The organism is Legionella sainthelensi, from assembly GCF_900637685.1.
In the GTDB taxonomy this organism is placed as follows: domain Bacteria; phylum Pseudomonadota; class Gammaproteobacteria; order Legionellales; family Legionellaceae; genus Legionella; species Legionella sainthelensi.
Genome location: NZ_LR134388.1, coordinates 976,844 through 997,825, shown reverse-complemented (window position 1 = coordinate 997,825; position 20,982 = coordinate 976,844). Strand labels below are relative to the sequence as shown.

Below are 20,982 nucleotides of genomic sequence, written 5' to 3'. Positions count from 1 at the left end.
ATAAGCACATGGAAACTATTGTAGCCCCTATTACTCGCAATACTTTATCAGTACTCAAAGAGTATTTTGGTTTTGACTCCTTTCGTCCTCCTCAAGAGGATATCATTAAGGATGTCATTGCGGGTAATGATGTTCTCGTTTTAATGCCTACTGGTGGGGGAAAATCGCTGTGTTACCAAATACCTGCTCTAATAAGGCCAGGTATTGGTATCGTTGTTTCCCCATTAATTGCGCTCATGGAAGACCAAGTAACCGCCCTGCGATTACAGGGAATCCGTGCTGCTTACTATAATTCTTCTTTAACCAGTATCGAAGCAAAAAATGTATTAATTCAACTACACCATGGTGAGTTGGACTTACTATACATTGCCCCTGAACGTCTTATTAATATAACGTTCTTAGATCGATTAAAGGAATGTAAGATCGCTCTATTTGCAATAGACGAGGCACATTGCATCTCTCAATGGGGACATGATTTTCGTCCTGAATATGCCGCTTTAGGAGTTTTAAAAGCACAATTTCCTGAGGTTCCAATTGTTGCTTTAACGGCAACTGCAGATAGACAAACTCGTCAAGACATTGTAGCCAGGCTTAACTATGAACCCAATAAATACATTGCTTCATTCAATCGCCCTAATATCCATTATAAAGTAGTACCTAAAACCCATGCCTTAAAACAATTAAATCAATTTTTAAGCTCGGTAGAGCAACAGTCAGGAATTATTTATTGTGGAACACGTAATAGTGTAGAAAATCTAGTCGAAAAATTACAAACAATGGGTTTCAAAGCGCGAGCTTACCACGCCGGACTTTCTCATGACGAACGCAAAGAGGTACAAACCTTATTTAGATACGATCGCATCGACATAGTAGTTGCCACAGTTGCGTTTGGAATGGGGATTGATAAACCCAACGTTCGGTTTGTAGTGCATTATGATTTACCTAAAAATATCGAAGCTTATTATCAGGAAACTGGCCGTGCTGGAAGGGATGGATTGCCCGCCCAAGCGCTTTTGCTTTATGATCCAGCAGATAGTGCCCGACTTCGCTCTTGGATTGTGAATAACCCACTTGATGAGCAACGATATGTTGAGACCAATAAACTGAATCATATGCTGGCTTTTGCCGAAGCAGCGCATTGTCGCCGTCAAATTTTGTTACGTTATTTTGATGAGTCCTCAGAGACGAAATGCGACTATTGTGATGTATGTGATAGTCCCCCTGTAACCATAGATGCAACTGAAGATGCACAAAAATTTTTATCCTGTATTTATCGGTTACGACAAAATTATGGCTTAACGCACACCATAGATGTATTACGCGGTAGTACTTCCGATAAAATAAAGCAATATGGTCATGAGCAACTAAGCACTTTCAGCATTGGCAAAGACAAATCAAGCCATTATTGGAAACACCTTGCTTGGCAACTCATTCACAAAGAATATTGTATGCAAGACATGGAGCATTTTAATGTGCTGAAATTGACATCTAAGGCCATTCCCTTGCTTAAAGGTGAGGAAAAAATTTTTTTAACTTTGCCTAACAAGGAGCCTAAGCATGACAAAAAGAAAAACAAAGAGCGTCGAGCGATTCAATCCACAAATAGCCCCTTATTTGAAATGCTACGTGTTTTAAGGCGCAAACTTGCTGATGAGGAAAACAAACCGCCCTTTATGATTTTTAGCGATGCAACCTTACATGCTATGACTGAAATAAAACCTCAAAGTATGGAGCAATTACTATCGGTACCTGGTGTGGGACAACATAAATTAGCGCGTTATGGAAGTCAGTTTCTCAACGCATTCAATGAATATAATAAATAGAAAAAGGGATAAATTTTATGACCAAAATAAGACTTTCCTAACTGTTCCTGTCGGCTCCGCTTAAGTTTTCATACGCTATACTCAAATTACAAAAGATTGAAATTAAGGATTCAAAAATTGCCTTTCTCTTATGAAGAAGAAATGATATTTCTTTTTGAAGGAGCACTTAGGTCTATACCTTTTAATACAATTTTGGCTTTATTATTGACGTTAGACCTTCTCCACAATAAAGCCCCCCTCAATTAATGATCTGGATTTTGTTTATTATCTTAAACAGCATCATCCGATGGATTTTTTGTCATTATGTCATAAGAAAACATGTGTATATGACGCCTAAAATGCTAGCGATTTTTGTTCTTTTGACTTTTTTTATGGGAGCTATTTGGGGATCTTGTTATTTACTGATGCTACACCATATCTCCATACTTCAAGAATTTATTATTATTTTGGTATTAGGAGGAATGAGTGCTGGAGCAATTGCCTCATTATCAGTTTATCTCCCCGCTTACTATGCCTATGTATTACCTATGTTTTTACCTGTCATTACCTACAACTATTTAACATTTGAATTAGATAGAGCCATGCTAGCAACTATGTTTTTACTTTTTGTACTTATGCTTGTCACTTCTGCCAGAATTAACAATTTATTGTTAAACCGGGTTTTTAGGTTATCAAGAGAAAAGCAAGTATTAATTGATGATTTGCATCAATTATCCATAACAGACTCACTAACAGGCCTATACAACAGGCGTTATTTTGAATCAATTTTAAAAACGGAATGGGGTGTAGCGCAGCGTAACCATTATCCATTCATTTTGATATCAATCGACGTAGATAATTTTAAATTAATTAACGATAATTTAGGGCATCCTTATGGAGATCATTTTTTAATTTTCATATCAGAATTATTAAAAAGTTCTTTTCGCCGTTCTAATGACTTCATTTGTCGTATTGGAGGAGATGAATTTTCAGTCATTCTCGTCAATCAATCACTTCAAGAGTCTTTGGCTATTTGCGATTTATTTAATAACAAATTCCATCAAAATAAACCTCAAGAAGAAGCAATTATGGAGCAAATAACTTTGAGTATGGGCGTCGCTTGGATAAAATCAAATTATAGTCTTCAAATTGAAAAACTCATTACTTGCGCTGATGAGGCTTTGTATCAAGCAAAAAATAAAGGTAAAAATCAAGTAGAGGTCATCGCGTTAGATTAAATCAGCTCAATATAAAAATAAAATAATTTTTATATTGAGCTGTTTTATTTAGAACTTGAGTTCGTATAAATGCTCTCTTAATAAATACATAGCTCTCGCAATATTGCTGTTGCATAAGAACCCGCAGGAAGAATAAAAGCCAGCTCCACTTCATTGTTCTGAATGATACATTTCAGCTGCTCCACATGAAGAATATTCGCACGCCAGGCTTCAGCTACTCCAAAAAGTTCCAAACCATTCAACCAGGGTTGCCAATTTGCATAAGTGTTATTGATTAATTCCAAGGCCTTATCTCTTGCTTTATGTTTACTTATTCCTGGTAAAGGGCTCGCAGGAGAAAGATCTTTATCCTTGATTCGTTGCAACAGCTCCTGGCTAACCTCATCCACAACAAAAATACTATTAGACCCACTAAGTTGTATTACATCACCAGGAAGAGGTGTATTCCAACAGCGCTCTATTACACGTTGCGATAAAATTAAATTATAAAGCCATGAACGTGCAGCAGAACTGTAGATACCTTTTAAAAATCTATCCTTAACTTTACGACCATGCACCAGCATTTCTTCTGCTTTTGATAAATTTCCTGCTTCACGGCCAAAGCGTTGTTCACCAAAATAATTTGGAACACCACATTCCTTAATTTGCTCGATACGTTGCTTCAAGTCATCTAAATGAGAAACTTCACGCAAATGTATAACAAATTGATTACCGGTTAAAAAACCTGGTCGTAATTTTTTATGATGGCGAGTACTTTCTAAAACTCGCCATCCTGAAGCGGCGTAGTGTTCAATTCCTGGAATAATTTCTCCTGGAGCATGAATACTTAACCATTGAGTTGTCAGTGCCTGTCTGTCTTTTAAGCCAGCATAACCAATAGATGTGATTGGCTTATGCAGTAATTTTGCTAATGATTTAACCACTTCCTCGGTTGTTAAACCTCTTTTTTCAATTTTAAGGAGAATGTGCTCTCCTTGACCACTAAATGGACTATCAAAAAATTCATTTACTTGAAAATCTTCAGGAGTATTTTTAAAAATTGCTATGGACTTAGGTAAACCATAAACACGAGACCAATCTAATGAATACATCTAAAACAACCTTCTCTTAAAGAACTCTAGTGCTAATTGTCTTGCAAAAAGTATATAAATCAAATGATTTTCAGTGCATACTTAAACAATTGTTATTGAATGGATGAATTAACAATGAATTCAACATTTTCTTCTATAAGAAAAGCTGTGTTTCCTGTAGCGGGTTTAGGAACGCGGTTTTTACCCGCAACAAAAGCAGCACCTAAAGAAATGTTAACTGTAGTTAATAAACCCTTAATTCAATATGCTGTTGAGGAAGCATATGCTGCTGGCATACGCGAAATGATTTTTGTCACCTGTCATAACAAAACAGCCATTGAAGATCATTTTGATCTTGCCTATCAATTAGAAAATGAGCTAAGAAACCATGATAAAAATGAACTCTTGTCTATAGTTCAATCCGTTACCCCCCCGGATATGGAATGTTTTTATGTCCGCCAAGCAAAACCTCTTGGACTAGGTCATGCCGTTTTATGTGCTGAGAAAATTATTGGTAATGATGCATTTGCAGTAATTCTGGCTGATGATTTAATGACGGGACAAATACCGGTTATTAAACAGTTGATTCAATTATACGAAACACATGGGCATAGTGTTATAGCTGTAGAAAATGTGCCTAAGGAGTTAACCGGATGTTATGGGATTATTCAAGGAGTCCCATGGAACACCAATATTTTGAATATACATCATTTAGTAGAAAAACCGAAATCAGATCAAGTTTCATCTAATACAGCAATAGTAGGACGCTATGTTCTGACACCAGAAATTTTTGATCAAATCAGAGCCTTACCCCATAAAGAGCATAAAGAAATTCAACTTACTGATGCAATCAATGGCCTACTCCAAAAAGAAACAGTTTTAGCTTACCTATATGAAGGAAAGCGTTATGATTGTGGTAGCGTACTTGGATTTTTAAAAGCTAACGTAGATTTAGGAAAAATACATCCAATCGAAGGTGAAAATTTTTCCAAATGGCTTACAGCACAATAATTATTTAAGTTTAAATAGGAAAGTTATGGAACAACTCACTCAAAAAAACGCTTGGAAAAAACTCGAAAAACTTGCGAAAAGAGATAGTGTTAATAATGTTGAAATAAAAAATCAGTCTAAATCTGCAGCTAATATTACTCTTGATTACAGTGGTCAACAGGTAAATTCTATAATTATGGATACCCTTTTTGATCTCGCCAATGAATGCCTCCTGTCTGAGCATATAGACTACTTAATGAGTGGAAAACCCATAAACAATACGGAAAATAGAGCTGCTTTACACACAGCGCTTCGTGTCCCAGAAAATGAAATAATATGGGTTAATCAACAAAATATCGTTCCTGACGTCATTAATACTCGAAAACAAATGTATGAAATTTCGATTAAAATCAGAAATAAAGAATGGCTTGGTTATTCTGGAAAACCAATCACTGATGTCATTAACATTGGTATTGGGGGTTCAATGCTTGGTCCCTTCTTTTGTATTGATTCACTCAGCGATTTAGTAACAAATCAGTTGCGATTCCATTTTATTTCTGACATAGACCCTCGTGCTTTTCAGCGTGTTACAGCAACACTTAATCCAGAGACTACACTTTTTATTGTCTCCTCAAAATCCTTTACTACTCCAGAAACTTTAGCTCATTACCAGCAGGCATTGAAATGGGGTAAGTTGCAACAACATCGTGACAAACACTTTATAGCGGTTACTGCTAATGTGAAAAATGCACAAGAGATGGGATTTGCAACAATTCTTCCTATATGGGATTGGGTGGGTGGACGTTATTCTTTCTTTTCTGCGATTAATTTGATTTCCTGTATTGCTATTGGTTGCGATCATTTTGCTGAAATCATCTCCGGCGCTCATGAAATGGATGTTCATTTTCGCACTGCAAATTTTGCAAATAACCTGCCAGTATTATTAGGATTACTTGGGATATGGAATATTAATTTTTTAAACACGAATAATTTGCTGCTGATGACCTATGCTCAAGAGCTCCAACATTTTGTTTCTTATCTGCAACAACTCGATATGGAAAGTAATGGAAAATCAATCGATAAACAAGGACGAAGGATAGATTACGCAACAGGCCCTATTATTTGGGGCGGGTTAGGTAATCACGCTCAACACAGTTACTATCAGCTTTTATGCCAAGGCACACATAAAGTCGCAGCTGATTTAATTAATGTTCAAACCTACGCGGACGAGGTAATAAACAAAATATGTCATGCCCATAAAGAAGTACTCACCAAAGGAGGAAGCCCAAGTGATAATCCGCATAGCCATATTCCCGGACAAATGTCAGTCAATCTTCTTTCATTAGTCGATTGCTCACCAAAGACACTGGGCTCTTTAATTTCTTTATATGAACATAAAATTTTTGTACAAGGTATTATCTGGAATATCAATTCCTTTGATCAACCTGGGGTTGAAAGCTCTAAAGAAATAATTCGACAAAATAATTGGATTAATTAAAACTACCAGACCAGGGTTTATGTTATTGCTGACGTAAGCCCATAACATTTTTTACGCTAAAGAGCCATTGTTTCTATTTTGACTCCTACAGAATCTTGACATCAACAAGCTCCTCTTGTATCTTTTCAAAAAGATAAAAATATAGGCCATTATGATTAAAAACAAATCTATTTCTATTGTAGGTACAGGCCACTTGGGCAGCGCATTTATACGTGGTCTTATTAAAAGCGGGTATCCAGCAAATTTAGTCACTCTTAGTAATCGTAATCCCCACAAATCGGAGCAACTCGCTAAAGAATTAGGTGTTTTATCTACAAAAACCAACATCCATGCAGTTCAAGATACCGAAATTATTATTCTTGCAGTAAAGCCTCAATTTATGCAGGAGGTTTGTCAGGAAATTGCCCCAATAATTCAAAATAAAAATCCTATAGTTATTTCTTTAGCTGGTGTCATAGATGTGAACAGCATTTCTCGATGGCTTAATAATAACCAACTAGGCATCATCCGAGTCATGACGAATACTCCAAGTGAATTCTGCAAGGGAACATCAGCTTTATTTGCCAGCCCATCAACCACTGCAGCGCAAAAATTATTGATTGAAGCTCTTTTTAATAATGTGGGTTACGCGTTTTGGGTAGATCAAGAATCCATGATAGATACACTTACCGCTCCTATAGGTTGTGCACCAGCCTATATTTTTCTGTTTTTAGAAGCATTGCAAAATGCCGCTATAAGTAGAGGGATTTCTGCAGAGTTAGCAGAAAAAATTTCCTTGGAATCTATATTTGGCGCTGCAGAATTAGCAAAAAAATCCGGTCGATCTTTTGCTCACCTACGGGAAAGCGTGACCACACCACAAGGTGTTACTGCTTATTCGTTGGAAAAACTATCTATGGACAATTTTTTTGATATCTTCAAAAAAATTTATACTGATGCTGAAGAGCGTATCGAACAGATTTCACAAACATTGCCAACTTAAGGCGAAGCTCTAAATTTTTACGAGACGCGTAAAACATGAAGGACTATAACTTAGAGGTCTATTGCAAATAGACCTCAATCTTAACACCTGTGCTAATTTTAAACCTTCCGCTTTTGTGGAAGATGACGAGAAAGATTTATAAAAATATCACACCGATTGCAACAACTGAAGAGCTCAACCACAGTGCTATTTTACCTTGCTCACGAAGAAGAAGCTGCCTCATTTGACCAATGCAATTTATACCAAATTCTACATGAGCCTCTATCCTTGCAAATGTTCCTGTATTTGCGCGATTATTCAATAAAGTTAGATCTTAATATGTCCGTCTAGAGCTGCTCATTGCATTCTTTAATGAGTAGTTTTCCAGGAGAGTATTTGCTCTTTATCGGAAAGTATCTTTAATAATTCTAAATTTTTGGGACTATCTCCCAACATGCTCTCAAGATCAAGTAACTCTGTTTCATCACAACCTAAATATTCTCCGATTTCAATGAGCTCCATATTATTCATGGTGGGCCGACTAAACGTTATAGCCATCCATGCTTGATCCCGTTTTATCCTATATTCATTTAATTTTTCTTTTACTTATTCATTGTGGAATAAAAGATTGGAACATTGTTAACCAGCCATTAAAAATTTCAGCCCAAGAAGACTGCGCCATCAATATCACTTGCTGTTTGGCATCTATATTACATAAAATGATTCTCAAAATGTTCACACAGCCCCCAATAGCACGCTGTTAAGGGGCAGTTTAATCCCTTCGGGCTCAAATCGGCTTTTTCACAAGTGGATTCGCTTAGAGCGAAGAAAACAAGCGAACGGCTTGAAGCAAATTAGGTATAATTCCAATAAGGATAAATTATTTATCCAAAACTAGATACTGGCCTGACCCAAGGATGCAACTTTGCCAAATTTGTTGGTAGTTTGCTAACACGATGCTGTGCTTGAACTTTATTTTGATATTCCCCTAAAGTGAGCACATACCAAACACCTTTTGCATTAGTAATGCGTCTTAGTTTCGCATGTTGAGCAAGCAATTTATTCGTCTTGCGAAAATGCTCAATGTGCTTTTTATCATGACTCGCAGTTAGTTGAATTGTATATAGATTAGCAGTTGATTTATGATTGGATTGTTTGACTGAAGATTTGGCCAATTTAATTTGTTTTTTTGATGGCGTTTTCTTTAGTTTCTTATTTGAAACGTATTTGGCCGGTAGTTGATGTTTTTCGACAATTAAATTTTTTTCCGGTAATTTAGGAATAACAACGACCTTATCCACAATTGGCTTAGTATCATTTGGTATTTCATCATCTGGCTCCTCGAAAACATCCTTTGTAGGTAAAGATGAATAAACCAATTGCCGAGTAGAAGAATCCTGCCAGGAAGCGATGTAACTCTCTAATTTTTCAGGCAACTCGGGGAGCTTCATTGCAATAGTTTGTATCTCTTCGCTATGAGCAGGAATCGCTATGTTGTCTTGAGAAGGTGGGGAATGAAACGCTTGCGATAAATAAAAGCCCAAAAGACCAGTAACAAGTACCGTACCTGCAACAATTCCTACTGTTTTTACTTTCTTCAACATGTCTTTTTTCATAGGAGGAGTGCATTGATTTACAAAGGCTTCCAAATCATTATTGATTTTAGCCAGATTTCCTTTAGTTAATTGATAAAATTGTGTAATTTGCGCATCACTTAAAGGTTTACTAATTAAATGTGAGGCCATTGCACGCTGCAATACATAAGTTCTTGCCTCAGTTTCATTTAATGCCCCTAATTCTATAGTATGAATGAAACTATCACCCAAAGAAGACCTTAAATGATTTAGCGATGCAACAATCGAATAATCTGAGAGAAAACATAAATGAAAAAAGCTATAACTCTCCTGGCTTTTTATTGCAAAAAAAACTTCCTGAATTAAAGCGTCAGGTAAGTACTGTGCATCATCGATCAATAACAGCACATGCGACTTTTGCTCATTAATTTGTTTTACTATTGAAATTAAATCCGTGTTTTCATCGGGGTTAAGATCTAATTGAGCGGCAATATCTTTTATTAGATTTTCTTTATGATAAGGAGGTTTAATTACTATGGAGGCTGATTTGATTTGCTGATCCAGATTATTTTGCAAAAGAGTCGCAAAAGAGGTTTTACCTCCTTCTTTTTCAGATAATACCGTAACAAGAACATTGTTAAAGAGAATCAAATGATTAATGAAGTCAATTGTTGCCAACCAAGATCCAGGTTTAAACAATACTCTTGGTTGGGTTTCAGCCTTTACTTCCGACTGAATCATTCCCTCTGTCATTTTTATTCTCCTCTTACAGCCGCAACAAGTGCATGATATAAACTATCTTCTGTGATTCTAGCCTCGAGATAACAACTACCAGGATTTTTAATTAAGATAAAGCGTAATCGATTATTTTTAACCTTTTTATCCAATCGCATTAAATCTATAAGTTTTTTCAAGTCGATAGTGCTCGGAATTTTATGAGGCAAACCAGCAAATGTTAACATTTGCTCAATTTGCCCTACCAACTGCTCATTGATCAATTTCATTTTATAAGACAAAACCGCTGCGCAATATATTCCTATTGCAACTGCCTCACCATGCAACCATTGTTGATAATGGGTATATGCCTCTAAGGCATGGGCAAAAGTATGGCCAAGATTGAGTAATGCACGTTGACCTGATTCTTTTTCATCATTTTGAACAAATTCCGCTTTAATTTTACAACATGTTGCAATTAACTGAGGTAATTGGGGATTATTCGCACTTAATCCCATTTGCAAAGCAGCAAACAACTGCTTATAAAACGCTCCTCCAGCAAGTAGCCCGTACTTTATCATCTCAGCAATCCCTGCACGAAACTCTCTTTCGGGAAGTGAGCTTAAGGTAGCTAAATCAATAACTACGGCTTGGGGTTGATAAAAACTGCCAATCATGTTTTTCCCCGAAGGATGATTAATTCCAGTTTTTCCACCAATTGAAGCATCAATTTGCGCTAACAAAGTGGTAGGTATTTGTATAAACTTCACCCCTCTTTGGTATGTTGAAGCTGCAAAGCCAGCCATATCACCCACCACACCACCACCCAAAGCTATGAGCGTAGTGTCCCTATGATGTTTGTTTTGTATTAATGCATCATAAATTGCAAATAAGCTTTGTTGATTCTTATATTGTTCACCATCCTCTAAAATCACCACATCACATTGAATTGCAGCAAAAGCAGCTTGTATTTGCTTTAAATAAAGTGAAGCAATGGTTTGATTCGTGACAATCAAAACCTGTGAAGAAATCACCAATGTTTGCAAAAAATTCAAATTTTGCAAGCCATTTCGACAAATAATAACAGGGTATCGATGTTCCGTTAAACAAACATCAACCTGCTCATAAACCTCAAAGTTCGCCATAAATATATTTTATTATATTATTTGCAACTGCTTTAACTGTTAACTTATCAGTTTCAAAACTAACATCAGCTAACTCATTGTAAAAAGGCTCTCGCTCATCTCTTAATGATTCCAATCTTCCTTCAAGATCATTGGTTTGCAGTAAAGGACGTTTAGTATCTCGTTTAGTACGCTCAAACTGTTGCTGTAGCGAAGTCTTAAGATAGATTACAGTTCCGCGCCCTGCTAGCGCATTTCTGTTTTCAGGAGTAATTACCACACCACCGCCAGTTGCTAAAACAATGTTGGTTTTTTGAGTTAACTCATCAATAACTTTTTGTTCACGACGCCTGAAACCTTCCTCACCTTCAATATCAAAAATCCATGATATATCAGCACCAGCACGTTCCTCTATAACTTCATCCGAATCAAAAAATTCTAACTTGAGCTCCTTTGCCAAAGCACGACCTATTGTGCTTTTACCAGCACCCATAGGCCCGATGAGAAAAATATTTCGTACTTTAACTATGCTCATTTTTTATTACATACCTCTTTAGCTTTAAAGTCATTAATTCACAGATTGGATTTTGAATAACCCTTTTTGACATCGATTTATAAGGATGATCATTGCCAAAAAATAGGGGTTATTGACACTCAATCCTAATTGTACCTCTCGTAGTAAAAATTCTCGAACAGTATTCTACAACAAATGGACATATTTTATAACCATTTACTTTTAATCATTTACAATTATATCACCTTCTTAAAAAACATAAGCCTATGTCATCAATTAAATAGTATTTTCTTTAATTATAAATCTAAGCCTCAACTTAATCTCTAAAATTGAGATGGCGCTACCTATTTTTCATCAAAACGTACTGGATTTCGCCCCTCAATTGTAGTGATAGATAACGAATTAGCTATTATTTTAGGCGTAATAAAAATAAGCAGCTCATCATTATGCACCCCAATTTGTGTATTTTTAAATAAATTACCTACTACCGGCAATTGACCAAAAAAAGGCACCCTGGTAATAGTCTTGCTCTTATCTTGTTGATAAATTCCCCCCAATACAATAGTTTGTCCATTGCTCACTAAAACATTTGTCTGAATTTCTTTAGTTGCAATTGCGGGAACTCCATTATAAGTCTGATTAGGTAATGCAAGATCTTGATTAATTTTTAAATCCATAAGGATTTTGTTATCAGGAGTAATCTGTGGGATTACTTTTAAACTCAATACGGCTTTTTTAAATGCCACTGCAGTTGCACCACTGGAAGTTGATTGTTGATAAGGAATTTCTTGCCCTGAGTCAATTAATGCGGGCTGCTGGTTTGCTGTAATTAACCTTGGGCTTGAAATCAGCTCTGCGAGACCTTCACTTTCTAAAGCAGAAAGCTCCAAATCAAGTAAGATATTATCACCAAGCTGAGCTAAAGCAATGCCTACTGTAGCGGGATTTGCCTTTGTCAAAGGCGCTGCGACCAAATCCAAATTTAATCTGTCTGTAAAAGGTGTAACATCTGCAGGAGCAACGCCTTGTGCTAATTGATTTGCTCCAGCCAAAGTACCACTTAGATGTTGTGGCTTAGAAACACCCCAACGAATACCTAAATCTTGGGCAAAATCTTTAGTTACCTCAACGATACGGGCTTCTATCAGTACTTGTTTTACAGGAACATCTAATTCCTTAATTAATTTTCTAACCTCATCTACTCTACTCCCACTATCTTGGATCCATATGGTATTAGTACGCGTATCAACACTAACTTTACCTTTGTCGGATAAAAGTGAATTTTGTCTGTCTTTAATTAAAATTGCGAGATCGGTTGCTTTAGCATAATTAATTTGTATTAGTTCGGAACGTATCGGTTCAAGTTTTTGAATTTTATGTTGGCTTTTAAGCTGCTGCTCTTCCATGTCATTAAACGATTTTTGCGTGTCGATCACCATCACGTTTCCATTTTGACGCTTTGCCAAACCTTGTGTTTTTAAAATAATATCTAATGCTTGATCCCAGGGTATATTATTTAATCGCAAAGTAATATTACCTTGAACTCTATCACTTGCAACAATATTTATCCCTGTAAAATCAGCAAGTAACTGTAAAACCGATCGGATGCTGATATTTTGGAAATTTAAAGAAATCCGTCTTCCAGAAAATACCTGTTTTTTAAGTTTTTCCTGTTCAATTTCTTCCTGAGTCAACGGAAATAAATCAACCATAAACTGCTTGTTAATCTGATAGATATTATGACCAAAATATCTTTCCCCCAACAAGGTCATACGCGCATTTTTACCATCTTGCTGAAAGGTAATCAAATTCACTGGGCTGCGAAAATCAGAAACATCAAAACGTTTCCTTAAATTTTGAGGCACTTTAGTATTTAAAAATTTAACGATAATTTCTTTGTCGTGTTCTTCTACATCAATAGGGATACTGGTACTTGAAACGTCAACTACAGCACGCCCCCCCTGACGCTCAACTCCTCGAAAATCAAAATGGGTAATTTCATAACTTGTTTTTACAGGGCGATTGGTAATCAAAATTTCTTTAGGAGCTTGAAATAATTCATTGCTCTTTCCATTTAAAATAATCGTATAAACCTTGCCTGAAATTGAGCCTAAATAAGGCACGGCATATTTTAAATCCAAAACAGCTCGAACACGAGCGCCAACAGTTACTAGAGTGTAATTATTCAGAGAACCTAATTTAATTTCCTTTGTTTTCTGCTCTGTGGGCAACTGTAAGTTAGTGTCAACGAAATCGATAACAATCCGTGCCGGATTTTCGATTACAAAACTTCCTGGTTGTTTTTTAAGCGGATGAGCAAATATAAAATCTATACGTAACTTTTCTTCCGGTAAAGGAATCACCTTCACGGATATCAACGAGTTATTCTGAGCAAAAGCCACGCTTAAGCTCATTCCTATAAAAATTAAAAAAACAGCTATTCTTTGCACTTATGCTCCTACTTCCCAGTATATAGCTCAATTTTAGTTCTGTGTTTTTCCCATTTTCCCGAGCTTTGAGTGGTTTCAATTAACTCTATCGAATCATTCTTTATGGACACAATACGACCATAATTTTGTCCCATATAATCACCAGTTCGAACTGGAGTTACTCCCTTGTTAGGTAGCTCAATTAAGGCCCATATTTCATTATCTTGTTTCAAAATACCTACAAATTTTAATGCATCAAGAGGAAAAGCCTCCAAAGGTTGTTTCGGCCTATTTTTATCCGGCGCATTTACATCAACCTCTTTTTTTTGAGAAATGGGCTTAAAGGGACTACGCCTACTACCATTATCTGGAAATTTAAAAGAAGGCAACGGAGCAAATGAAGGAAGTGGTTCAATTTCCCGTGTTTTCCTCTGTTTTACTTCATTAATGTAGTTTACTAAATCCTCATTATCATCAGTACAGGCAACCAGTAATAAGGATAAGAAACAGATACAACAAATTCTTTTGTTTCTCATTGTGCGCGATATCGATATATTTTTGCGGTAATATTCATCACCAATTCATCCTCTGAAATAACCTTATGATCTTTAGAAGATACTCCTTCAATACTAAAATCATGTAAGGTAACAATTCTTGTCATTTCAGCCACTCGACTTATAAACATTGCTAATTGAAAATAAGTCCCTACTACTGAAATTTTTATTGGTAATTCTATATAAAAATCATGAACTACCTCTGGTTGAGGAGCAAATAACTCAAACCTTAAACCTGATGCGACTCCTGTCTTGGAAATTTCTTCAAGTAAACCAGGCATTTCATTTTTTTCAGGGAGCTGCGTAAGCACCAAAGCAAAGCGGTCAGCCAACGTCTTTAATTGGGCACGATAAGCCGGTAAATTATACAGCTGACGTTGTTTGTTTTCAAAATCTGCTTTTAAAGTTGTTTCTTGCTGTTTTAGTGTATCAAACTGAGTAAAATTATCTTGAATAATAAGCCAATATCCCAATGCGATAATTAATAAGCTCGTACCTAAAAGCATTCCAATTTTTACTACTAGTGGCCATTGTCCTACATTTTCCAAGGTTAATTCACTAAGATTAATACCGTTCATCGTATAATTCCCAGCTGGAATTGAGGGGTAAGTACAAAATTTAACTTAAATTCATTATTAGCAGGCTCCTGCCTGTCTTCCTTCTTAATTTCACTCAGAACAGGAGAATGTATCCATTCATTATTCTCTATATTTTTCATTAAAATTGAAACGTAGGTGTTCGATTCAGTATACCCAGTGACAGTGAGAATATCATTTTTCCCTTCTACCTTTGTTAAATAAATGCCAGAAGGCATTACATTAATTAACTCATCAAATAAATGAACCATTAATGTCCTAGTTGATTGTAAATGCTGAACTATAAACATTCTAGAGATGAACAGCTCTCTAGTTTTTTTCAAGCTTTTAATTTCGTTTAGCTGGTTATTCATAGCCGCTATTTCATCTTGCAGCATCTGATTTCGAACCAGTTGATTACTCACTAAATCAGACGCATAAGTATTAATTAAAAACACGACAAATATTGAAATTACTATAACTATGCAAAATAAAACCATGAACACCTTTTTTTCTTGCTCCCGCTTTTGTTCACGCCAAGGAAGAAGATTAATTTGTGTCATAGAGTCACTCTACATTTCTTAATGCTAAACCACAAGCAACCATTAGTGCGGGCGCATCATTATTTATGTCATCTAAATGGATTTTTTTACTTGGGGTCATATATGAAAGTGGATTAGCGATAGCAGCTGCTTTTCCTAATCGGTCTTTAACTAGAGTAACTAAGCCTGGTAATCTTGCTAATCCCCCAGCCAATAGAATATGATCAACCTCTCCTTCTGGGTTTGTAGAATAAAAAAACTGCAACGTCCTCTTAATCTGCAACAAGATATTTTCTTTAAAAGGCTCTAAAACTTCTGTTTCATAATTAGAAGGTAATTGCTTTTTATCCCTAGCAACTGTTGCCTCCTCTAAGGTTATTTTATAGTGCTCTGCAATTGATTCAATTAATTGCTTATCACCAAATTTTTCTTCTCGAGAATAAACTAATTTCATTTTATGCAATACGAATAAATGAGTATAACATGCCCCAATATCAATAATAGCAATTGTCTTTTCTTTACCAAGTCCTGGTAAATCTGAAACTATTCGTTGTGCTGCTCGCTCCACTGCGTAAGATTCAACATCTACTACTACAGCCTCTAAACCCGCAGCCGTAGCTATTCCAACACGCTGGTTGACATTTTCTGCTCGCGAAGCAACGATAAGCACATCAAGTAAATGTGGGTTTTTCGGATAGGGTCCCAAAACCTCGAAATCTAGATTAATTTCTTCAATTGGATAAGGAATATATTTATCAGCCTCAGTCGCGATAAGCTCCTCCATCTCCTCATCATTTAAGCCTTCATTAATTTGCACTACTTTACTAATGATCGCCGCATCTGGCACAGCCAATGCAGCTTGCTTACACGGAGTATGCAATCGGTCAACTATTTTTTTAACACATTGAGAGACTGCATCGAGATCCTTGATAACATTTCCATCCATTGCATTGGGTGGCAATAGTTCACGTCCGTAATTCTCAATAACAAGATCACCATTCTTACCTGAAATTTCTAATATTTTGACTGCTGTAGATGTTATGTCTATTCCAAGAGTTGAACGATGCTGGGGTTGCAATAATTGAAGCATGTTCTTTATTCCTTTGAATCTTCCATACATTCATGCATTCCTTTTAGAGTATAGGGAGATGTTAACGTAACCCATTAAAAAATTACACTATTTCCTACTCCTTTAAATTATCACAAATAGTTATCAATTGTCATTTTTACTTCGATAACCAACTTGCGCTTCATCAAAACATTTAATATAGTGAAAAACCAACTTGCAAGGGGATTTTACATTTATGCTTTAACAAGGAGATTCGCATGACTAAATTAGAAGATTTAATCAATTCGTTGGCATCCGTCATTGTACGCTATCACGATACTCAAAAAGATGTTACTAAATTAATCGTCGAAAGTGATCAAACGCTACTTAGAAAAAAATCTCGTAGCTATGCGATTGATATCATGCAAAATACGGAACTCAAATTTGACCAAAGACTTACACGATTAATCGATGCATGTACCAAAAAATATCCTGATCGTAAGCCCTTTCTTACATTCATATTAAAAGAAACCATTTTTTTAAAAGAACAGCTCGATAGAAAAATTCCATTTACTTCCGAAGAATTAGAAAAATTAAAACAACAAATAAGCCAGCTTTTTATTGATAGTCGACAGCTATTAAAAATTTATAAAAATACCTCATACAAAGTAACTTACAGTAGCCTGGACGACAAAGCGATAACCTATGATGATTTAAATGGTTTAATCAACGATGCTTATTATGGTAACCACTTTTGTAATTCAGGAGATATACTTCTTGATGAAGTTCTAGGTAGATTTCACATCACCATAGACTATACTGATGAAGAAATAAAAGAGATCGCTGCTGCCCTGTGTATTGAACATCAGAATGCCTTACTCGTTTCAGAACTTAAAAATCAAAAATTTGAATTAGAGTCCGAGCAGTCCAATTTAGTATTACAAAAATCTGAGTTAGAAGAGCAGAAGTCTACATTAGAACGGCAAATATCCCAACTAGAAAGCGATAAATCTATGTTATCACGCCAAAAATTGGAACTAGAGGAACACAATTCAACGTTAGAACTGCAAATGTCTGAATTAAAAGATGAGAAATCTACTTTAACGCATGAAAAAACTGAACTAGAGGAACAAAAGTCTGCATTAGAGTTGCAAATGTCTCAATTAGAGGACGATAAATCGATATTAACCCACCAGAAATCTGAATTAGAGGCGCAAAAATCTACATTAAAGCTTCAAGTTTCTCGGTTAGAAAAGGATAAATCTACTCTTACCCACCAAAAATCTGAGTTAGAGATGCAAAAATCAACATTAAAACTCCAAGTTTCTCAGTTAGAAGAGGATAAATCTACTTTAACACACCAAAAATCAAGCTTAGAGTCAGATAAATCCTCACTCACATTGCAAAAGCTAAAGCTCATTGAAACAAATAAAACACAAGAAAAAACTATTGAGGAATTGCATCGTGATTTGGAAAATGCTCGAGCAGAACTCGAAAAAACCCAATTAGAATTCGAGACTTTCAAAAAACAAAAGGCTGAAGAAACTCCGTTTCCCAAACGTCCCCTCCCTTCTTTATATGGTGGTTTAACTCCATTCTATTTACTAAACCAGCACAAGGGAACATTTTTTCGATCTAATCTCTCCCCTGAAGCAGACATAGATATAGTCGAAGATACTACTTCACGACCAAACGTTGATTAAATAAAATATGTCATTAGCTACATCTTTTGTTAGTTTGCCTTATTGAACGTGTTTCTATAGTACTTCGATCTCTAATAATACTTTGTTTCATTGAATTTTTGGAAGAAAATTCAATGAAACAGTTAAAATCAGTATAAAATTCCTTCTCTTTTTTGCACAAAACTCGCAATCTTACCGAGAATCACTGTATAATACTCGCCAAATTTCATTCAAAACATATAACTCTATGAAAATGGCATACTTCTGGCGTAAAGGTCTATGGGCGCTGATGAGCCTACTTTTTCTTTTATTAGTAGTAGGTAGCTTTTTATACCTCTATCTTGAAAGTCAACTTCCTAATGTAGACTCATTAAAAACAGTACAATTACAAGTACCTTTACAAATATTCAGCAAAGAAGGTTTGCTGATTCAGGAGTATGGCGAAAAAAAACGTATTCCTGTTACTTACGATGAAATTCCACCAATGCTTATTCATGCATTAATAGCCACAGAAGATCAACGCTTTTTTGAGCATCCTGGTGTCGATGTAATGGGCCTTGGCCGTGCTGCTGTTCGCATGATAAAAACTGGGACAAAATCCCAGGGCGGCAGTACAATTACCATGCAAGTAGCTCGTAATTTCTTTTTAAGTCGTAAAAAAACATTTTTACGTAAACTTAATGAAATTATGCTGGCCATAAAAATTGATAGGGAGTTAAGTAAGGAGAAAATCCTTGAACTTTATTTGAATAGAATTTATTTAGGTAATCGCGCATATGGTGTCGGTGCCGCAGCAATGGTGTATTTTGGCAAACCACTTAATGAATTAAATTTAGCAGAGCTAGCAATGATTGCGGGGCTTCCTCAAGCCCCTTCGACACAAAATCCTATTGCCAATCCCCTAGCAGCTAAAAAGCGCCGTGACCACGTATTGGAGCGTTTATTAGAAGAACGATATATCAATGAAGAACAATATCAAAATGCGATTAATCAACCGATTACAGCCAGGTATCATGGTACTCCTATTGAAGTAAAAGCACCCTATGTTGCAGAAATGATTCGCCAATCTTTATATGACAATTTTGGCCCAGATGCTTATACCAAAGGATATAAAGTTTATACTACTATTGATGGAAAACTGCAAAATACAGCAAATGGTGTAGTAGAAAAGAATTTGATTGCATATGATCATCGCCATGGATATAGAGGACCTATTGCCACCATTGGTGAAAAAAACAGTAAATCCCTGCATGAAATTCAAAAAAATCTAGAGAAATATCCCGAACTTAATCATCTTTCTCCAGCAGTAGTAACCGAAGTACGAGAAAAAGATGCTACTGCCACATTACAAAATGGTCAAACTGTACTAATCCCATGGAAAGGTTTGTCATGGGCACGGCCAGCCCTTAAAAATGGGTGGGTAGGGAAAGCCCCCGTAAAAGCCATGCAAGTAGTTGCCGTTGGGGATATTATTTATGTTCATTCAACAAAAGAACATTGGGAATTAGCACAAATTCCTGAAGCAGAATCAGCAATGGTAGCACTTAATCCTAAAAACGGAGCCATAGAAGTTCTAGTGGGTGGATTCAACTTTCAAAAAAGTAAATTTAACCGAGCCACTCAATCAAGCAGACAACCTGGCTCTAGCTTTAAGCCATTTGTCTATGCAGCTGCATTAAATAATGGGTATACTTTAGCAACGTTAATTAATGATGCCCCTATTGTAGTTGATGATCCAAGCCAACCAAATTTATGGCGTCCTCATAATGTAAACCTAAAATTTAATGGCCCAACACGCCTGAAAACGGCATTGGTTCAATCTAAAAATTTAGTGTCGATACGTATTCTGGATGACATAGGTATTAATTACACGATAGATTTCCTTACTCGTTTTGGATTTAATAAGAAAGCCCTGCCTAAAGGATTATCCCTTGCATTAGGAAGCTTGTCTATTAGTCCTATGGAATTAACTACTGCTTATGCTGTTTTTGCCAACGGTGGGTATAAAGTAGAACCTTATCTTATCGATCACATTACGGACGCAGATGGAAAGATTTTATTGCAAGCAAAACCGACCGTTGTGTGTAACAACTGTGAAAATATAGATCATTCTACTTTAGCTCCACGAGTCTTACCTGAAGATATTACTTTTTAATGAATAGTGCATTAAAAGACGTGATTCAACATGGTACAGCTCGTGCAGCCAAAGTGCTTAATCGCCAAGATATAGCGGGTAAAACAGGAACAACTAATGATCAGGTTGATGCATGGTTTGCAGGTTTTAATGCAGATCTTGTTGTAACAACCTGGATTGGTTTCGATAATCCTAAATCCTTACACGAATATGCCGCAGGACTTGCTCTTCCCTTATGGATTGACTTCATGAAAGTTGCCTTAAAAGGAAAACCTGAAAGCGAAATGAAACAACCAGAGAATGTAGTAGCAGTTCGTATTGATCCCCATAGCGGATTACTGGCCCGACCTAATCAACCAAATGGGATCATAGAATATTTTCGTAGTAAGGAAGTTCCAGCAGAGGAAGAGCTTGCTCCTGTTTATAATGCAAGCAATGATCAGCAACAACTGGCCCCAGTAGAAGAGAGTCTATTTTAGTCATTAGACTGGTGGAGATATAAATTTGACATATCTCCACATAAAAAATCACTC

16 protein-coding genes and 1 pseudogene are annotated in these 20,982 nt (G+C 36.1%); 7 read left to right on the top strand and 10 right to left on the bottom strand.

Translation table 11 applies throughout. The annotated features are described in order from the left end of the window. Positions 1-8 precede the first annotated feature (8 nt). Together recQ and EL220_RS04395 are read left to right on the top strand one after the other, a co-directional pair. A complete protein-coding gene (gene recQ, locus EL220_RS04400; protein ID WP_027270610.1) occupies positions 9-1,823 on the top strand; it encodes a DNA helicase RecQ in 1,815 nt (604 codons plus the stop codon). 326 nt (positions 1,824-2,149) lie between these two features. After that, positions 2,150-3,040 carry a GGDEF domain-containing protein gene (locus EL220_RS04395; RefSeq protein ID WP_232002616.1) on the top strand — a complete coding sequence of 297 codons (891 nt, stop codon included), beginning with the start codon at positions 2,150-2,152 and terminating at the stop codon, positions 3,038-3,040. A 77-nt stretch (positions 3,041-3,117) separates the two neighbouring features. On the opposite strand, the gene truD is transcribed toward EL220_RS04395, so the two are convergent. After that, complete coding sequence (truD, locus tag EL220_RS04390; RefSeq protein ID WP_027270608.1) at positions 3,118-4,131, bottom strand: tRNA pseudouridine(13) synthase TruD; 1,014 nt, start codon at positions 4,129-4,131, stop codon at positions 3,118-3,120. A gap of 114 nt (positions 4,132-4,245) precedes the next feature. Between truD and galU the strand changes: the two genes are divergently transcribed. The 3 genes from galU to proC all read left to right on the top strand — a co-directional run bounded on the left by galU (position 4,246) and on the right by proC (position 7,580). Beyond that, complete coding sequence (galU, locus tag EL220_RS04385) at positions 4,246-5,121, top strand: UTP--glucose-1-phosphate uridylyltransferase GalU (protein ID WP_027270607.1); 876 nt, start codon at positions 4,246-4,248, stop codon at positions 5,119-5,121. 25 nt (positions 5,122-5,146) lie between these two features. Then, complete coding sequence (gene pgi, locus EL220_RS04380) at positions 5,147-6,598, top strand: glucose-6-phosphate isomerase (RefSeq protein WP_027270606.1); 1,452 nt, start codon at positions 5,147-5,149, stop codon at positions 6,596-6,598. 151 nt (positions 6,599-6,749) lie between these two features. Next, positions 6,750-7,580 (top strand): pyrroline-5-carboxylate reductase, encoded by an 831-nt coding sequence (gene proC, locus EL220_RS04375; RefSeq protein WP_027270605.1) that lies wholly within the window; start codon positions 6,750-6,752, stop codon positions 7,578-7,580. 348 nt (positions 7,581-7,928) lie between these two features. On the opposite strand, the gene EL220_RS04370 is transcribed toward proC, so the two are convergent. The 9 genes from EL220_RS04370 to pilM all read right to left on the bottom strand — a co-directional run bounded on the left by EL220_RS04370 (position 7,929) and on the right by pilM (position 16,675). Further along, the gene (locus tag EL220_RS04370; RefSeq protein WP_035905911.1) at positions 7,929-8,117 is read right to left on the bottom strand and encodes a hypothetical protein; all 189 of its coding nucleotides are present in this window, start codon (positions 8,115-8,117) and stop codon (positions 7,929-7,931) included. 326 nt (positions 8,118-8,443) lie between these two features. Then, positions 8,444-9,886 carry an SPOR domain-containing protein gene (locus EL220_RS04365; protein ID WP_027270603.1) on the bottom strand — a complete coding sequence of 481 codons (1,443 nt, stop codon included), beginning with the start codon at positions 9,884-9,886 and terminating at the stop codon, positions 8,444-8,446. Positions 9,887-9,888: 2 nt separating this feature from the next. Then, positions 9,889-10,992: a 3-dehydroquinate synthase gene (gene aroB / locus EL220_RS04360; protein WP_027270602.1), complete on the bottom strand. Its 1,104-nt coding sequence runs from the start codon at positions 10,990-10,992 to the stop codon at positions 9,889-9,891. After that, positions 10,979-11,506, bottom strand: a complete 528-nt coding sequence (gene aroK, locus EL220_RS04355) for a shikimate kinase AroK (RefSeq protein WP_003632469.1) — start codon at positions 11,504-11,506, stop codon at positions 10,979-10,981. Before aroK ends, aroB begins: the two co-directional genes overlap by 14 nt. A 323-nt stretch (positions 11,507-11,829) precedes the next feature. Next, positions 11,830-13,935: a type IV pilus secretin PilQ gene (gene pilQ / locus EL220_RS04350; protein WP_027270600.1), complete on the bottom strand. Its 2,106-nt coding sequence runs from the start codon at positions 13,933-13,935 to the stop codon at positions 11,830-11,832. Positions 13,936-13,943: 8 nt separating this feature from the next. Continuing rightward, entirely contained in the window at positions 13,944-14,450 is a 507-nt protein-coding gene (locus tag EL220_RS04345) for a pilus assembly protein PilP (protein WP_027270599.1), read from the bottom strand. Continuing rightward, positions 14,447-15,046: a type IV pilus inner membrane component PilO gene (locus tag EL220_RS04340; RefSeq protein ID WP_027270598.1), complete on the bottom strand. Its 600-nt coding sequence runs from the start codon at positions 15,044-15,046 to the stop codon at positions 14,447-14,449. Before EL220_RS04340 ends, EL220_RS04345 begins: the two co-directional genes overlap by 4 nt. Then, positions 15,043-15,606 carry a PilN domain-containing protein gene (locus EL220_RS04335; protein ID WP_027270597.1) on the bottom strand — a complete coding sequence of 188 codons (564 nt, stop codon included), beginning with the start codon at positions 15,604-15,606 and terminating at the stop codon, positions 15,043-15,045. Before EL220_RS04335 ends, EL220_RS04340 begins: the two co-directional genes overlap by 4 nt. Before the next feature lie 4 nt (positions 15,607-15,610). Continuing rightward, complete coding sequence (gene pilM, locus EL220_RS04330; protein WP_027270596.1) at positions 15,611-16,675, bottom strand: type IV pilus assembly protein PilM; 1,065 nt, start codon at positions 16,673-16,675, stop codon at positions 15,611-15,613. A 236-nt stretch (positions 16,676-16,911) separates the two neighbouring features. Between pilM and EL220_RS04325 the strand changes: the two genes are divergently transcribed. Next, positions 16,912-18,336: a coiled-coil domain-containing protein gene (locus EL220_RS04325; RefSeq protein WP_027270595.1), complete on the top strand. Its 1,425-nt coding sequence runs from the start codon at positions 16,912-16,914 to the stop codon at positions 18,334-18,336. A 226-nt stretch (positions 18,337-18,562) separates the two neighbouring features. Further along, positions 18,563-20,928: pseudogene (locus EL220_RS04320) on the top strand (penicillin-binding protein 1A). Positions 20,929-20,982 lie beyond the last annotated feature (54 nt).

Coding starts and splice junctions, on each gene's coding strand:
- EL220_RS04325 (WP_027270595.1), top strand. CDS start 16,912: ATGACTAAATTAGAAGATTTAATCAATTCGTTGGCATCCGTCATTGTA.
- recQ (WP_027270610.1), top strand. CDS start 9: ATGGAAACTATTGTAGCCCCTATTACTCGCAATACTTTATCAGTACTC.
- EL220_RS04345 (WP_027270599.1), bottom strand. CDS start 14,450: ATGAGAAACAAAAGAATTTGTTGTATCTGTTTCTTATCCTTATTACTG.
- EL220_RS04340 (WP_027270598.1), bottom strand. CDS start 15,046: ATGAACGGTATTAATCTTAGTGAATTAACCTTGGAAAATGTAGGACAA.
- truD (WP_027270608.1), bottom strand. CDS start 4,131: ATGTATTCATTAGATTGGTCTCGTGTTTATGGTTTACCTAAGTCCATA.
- EL220_RS04335 (WP_027270597.1), bottom strand. CDS start 15,606: ATGACACAAATTAATCTTCTTCCTTGGCGTGAACAAAAGCGGGAGCAA.
- proC (WP_027270605.1), top strand. CDS start 6,750: ATGATTAAAAACAAATCTATTTCTATTGTAGGTACAGGCCACTTGGGC.
- aroB (WP_027270602.1), bottom strand. CDS start 10,992: ATGGCGAACTTTGAGGTTTATGAGCAGGTTGATGTTTGTTTAACGGAA.
- pilM (WP_027270596.1), bottom strand. CDS start 16,675: ATGCTTCAATTATTGCAACCCCAGCATCGTTCAACTCTTGGAATAGAC.
- pgi (WP_027270606.1), top strand. CDS start 5,147: ATGGAACAACTCACTCAAAAAAACGCTTGGAAAAAACTCGAAAAACTT.
- galU (WP_027270607.1), top strand. CDS start 4,246: ATGAATTCAACATTTTCTTCTATAAGAAAAGCTGTGTTTCCTGTAGCG.
- EL220_RS04395 (WP_232002616.1), top strand. CDS start 2,150: ATGACGCCTAAAATGCTAGCGATTTTTGTTCTTTTGACTTTTTTTATG.
- EL220_RS04370 (WP_035905911.1), bottom strand. CDS start 8,117: ATGGCTATAACGTTTAGTCGGCCCACCATGAATAATATGGAGCTCATT.
- aroK (WP_003632469.1), bottom strand. CDS start 11,506: ATGAGCATAGTTAAAGTACGAAATATTTTTCTCATCGGGCCTATGGGT.
- EL220_RS04365 (WP_027270603.1), bottom strand. CDS start 9,886: ATGACAGAGGGAATGATTCAGTCGGAAGTAAAGGCTGAAACCCAACCA.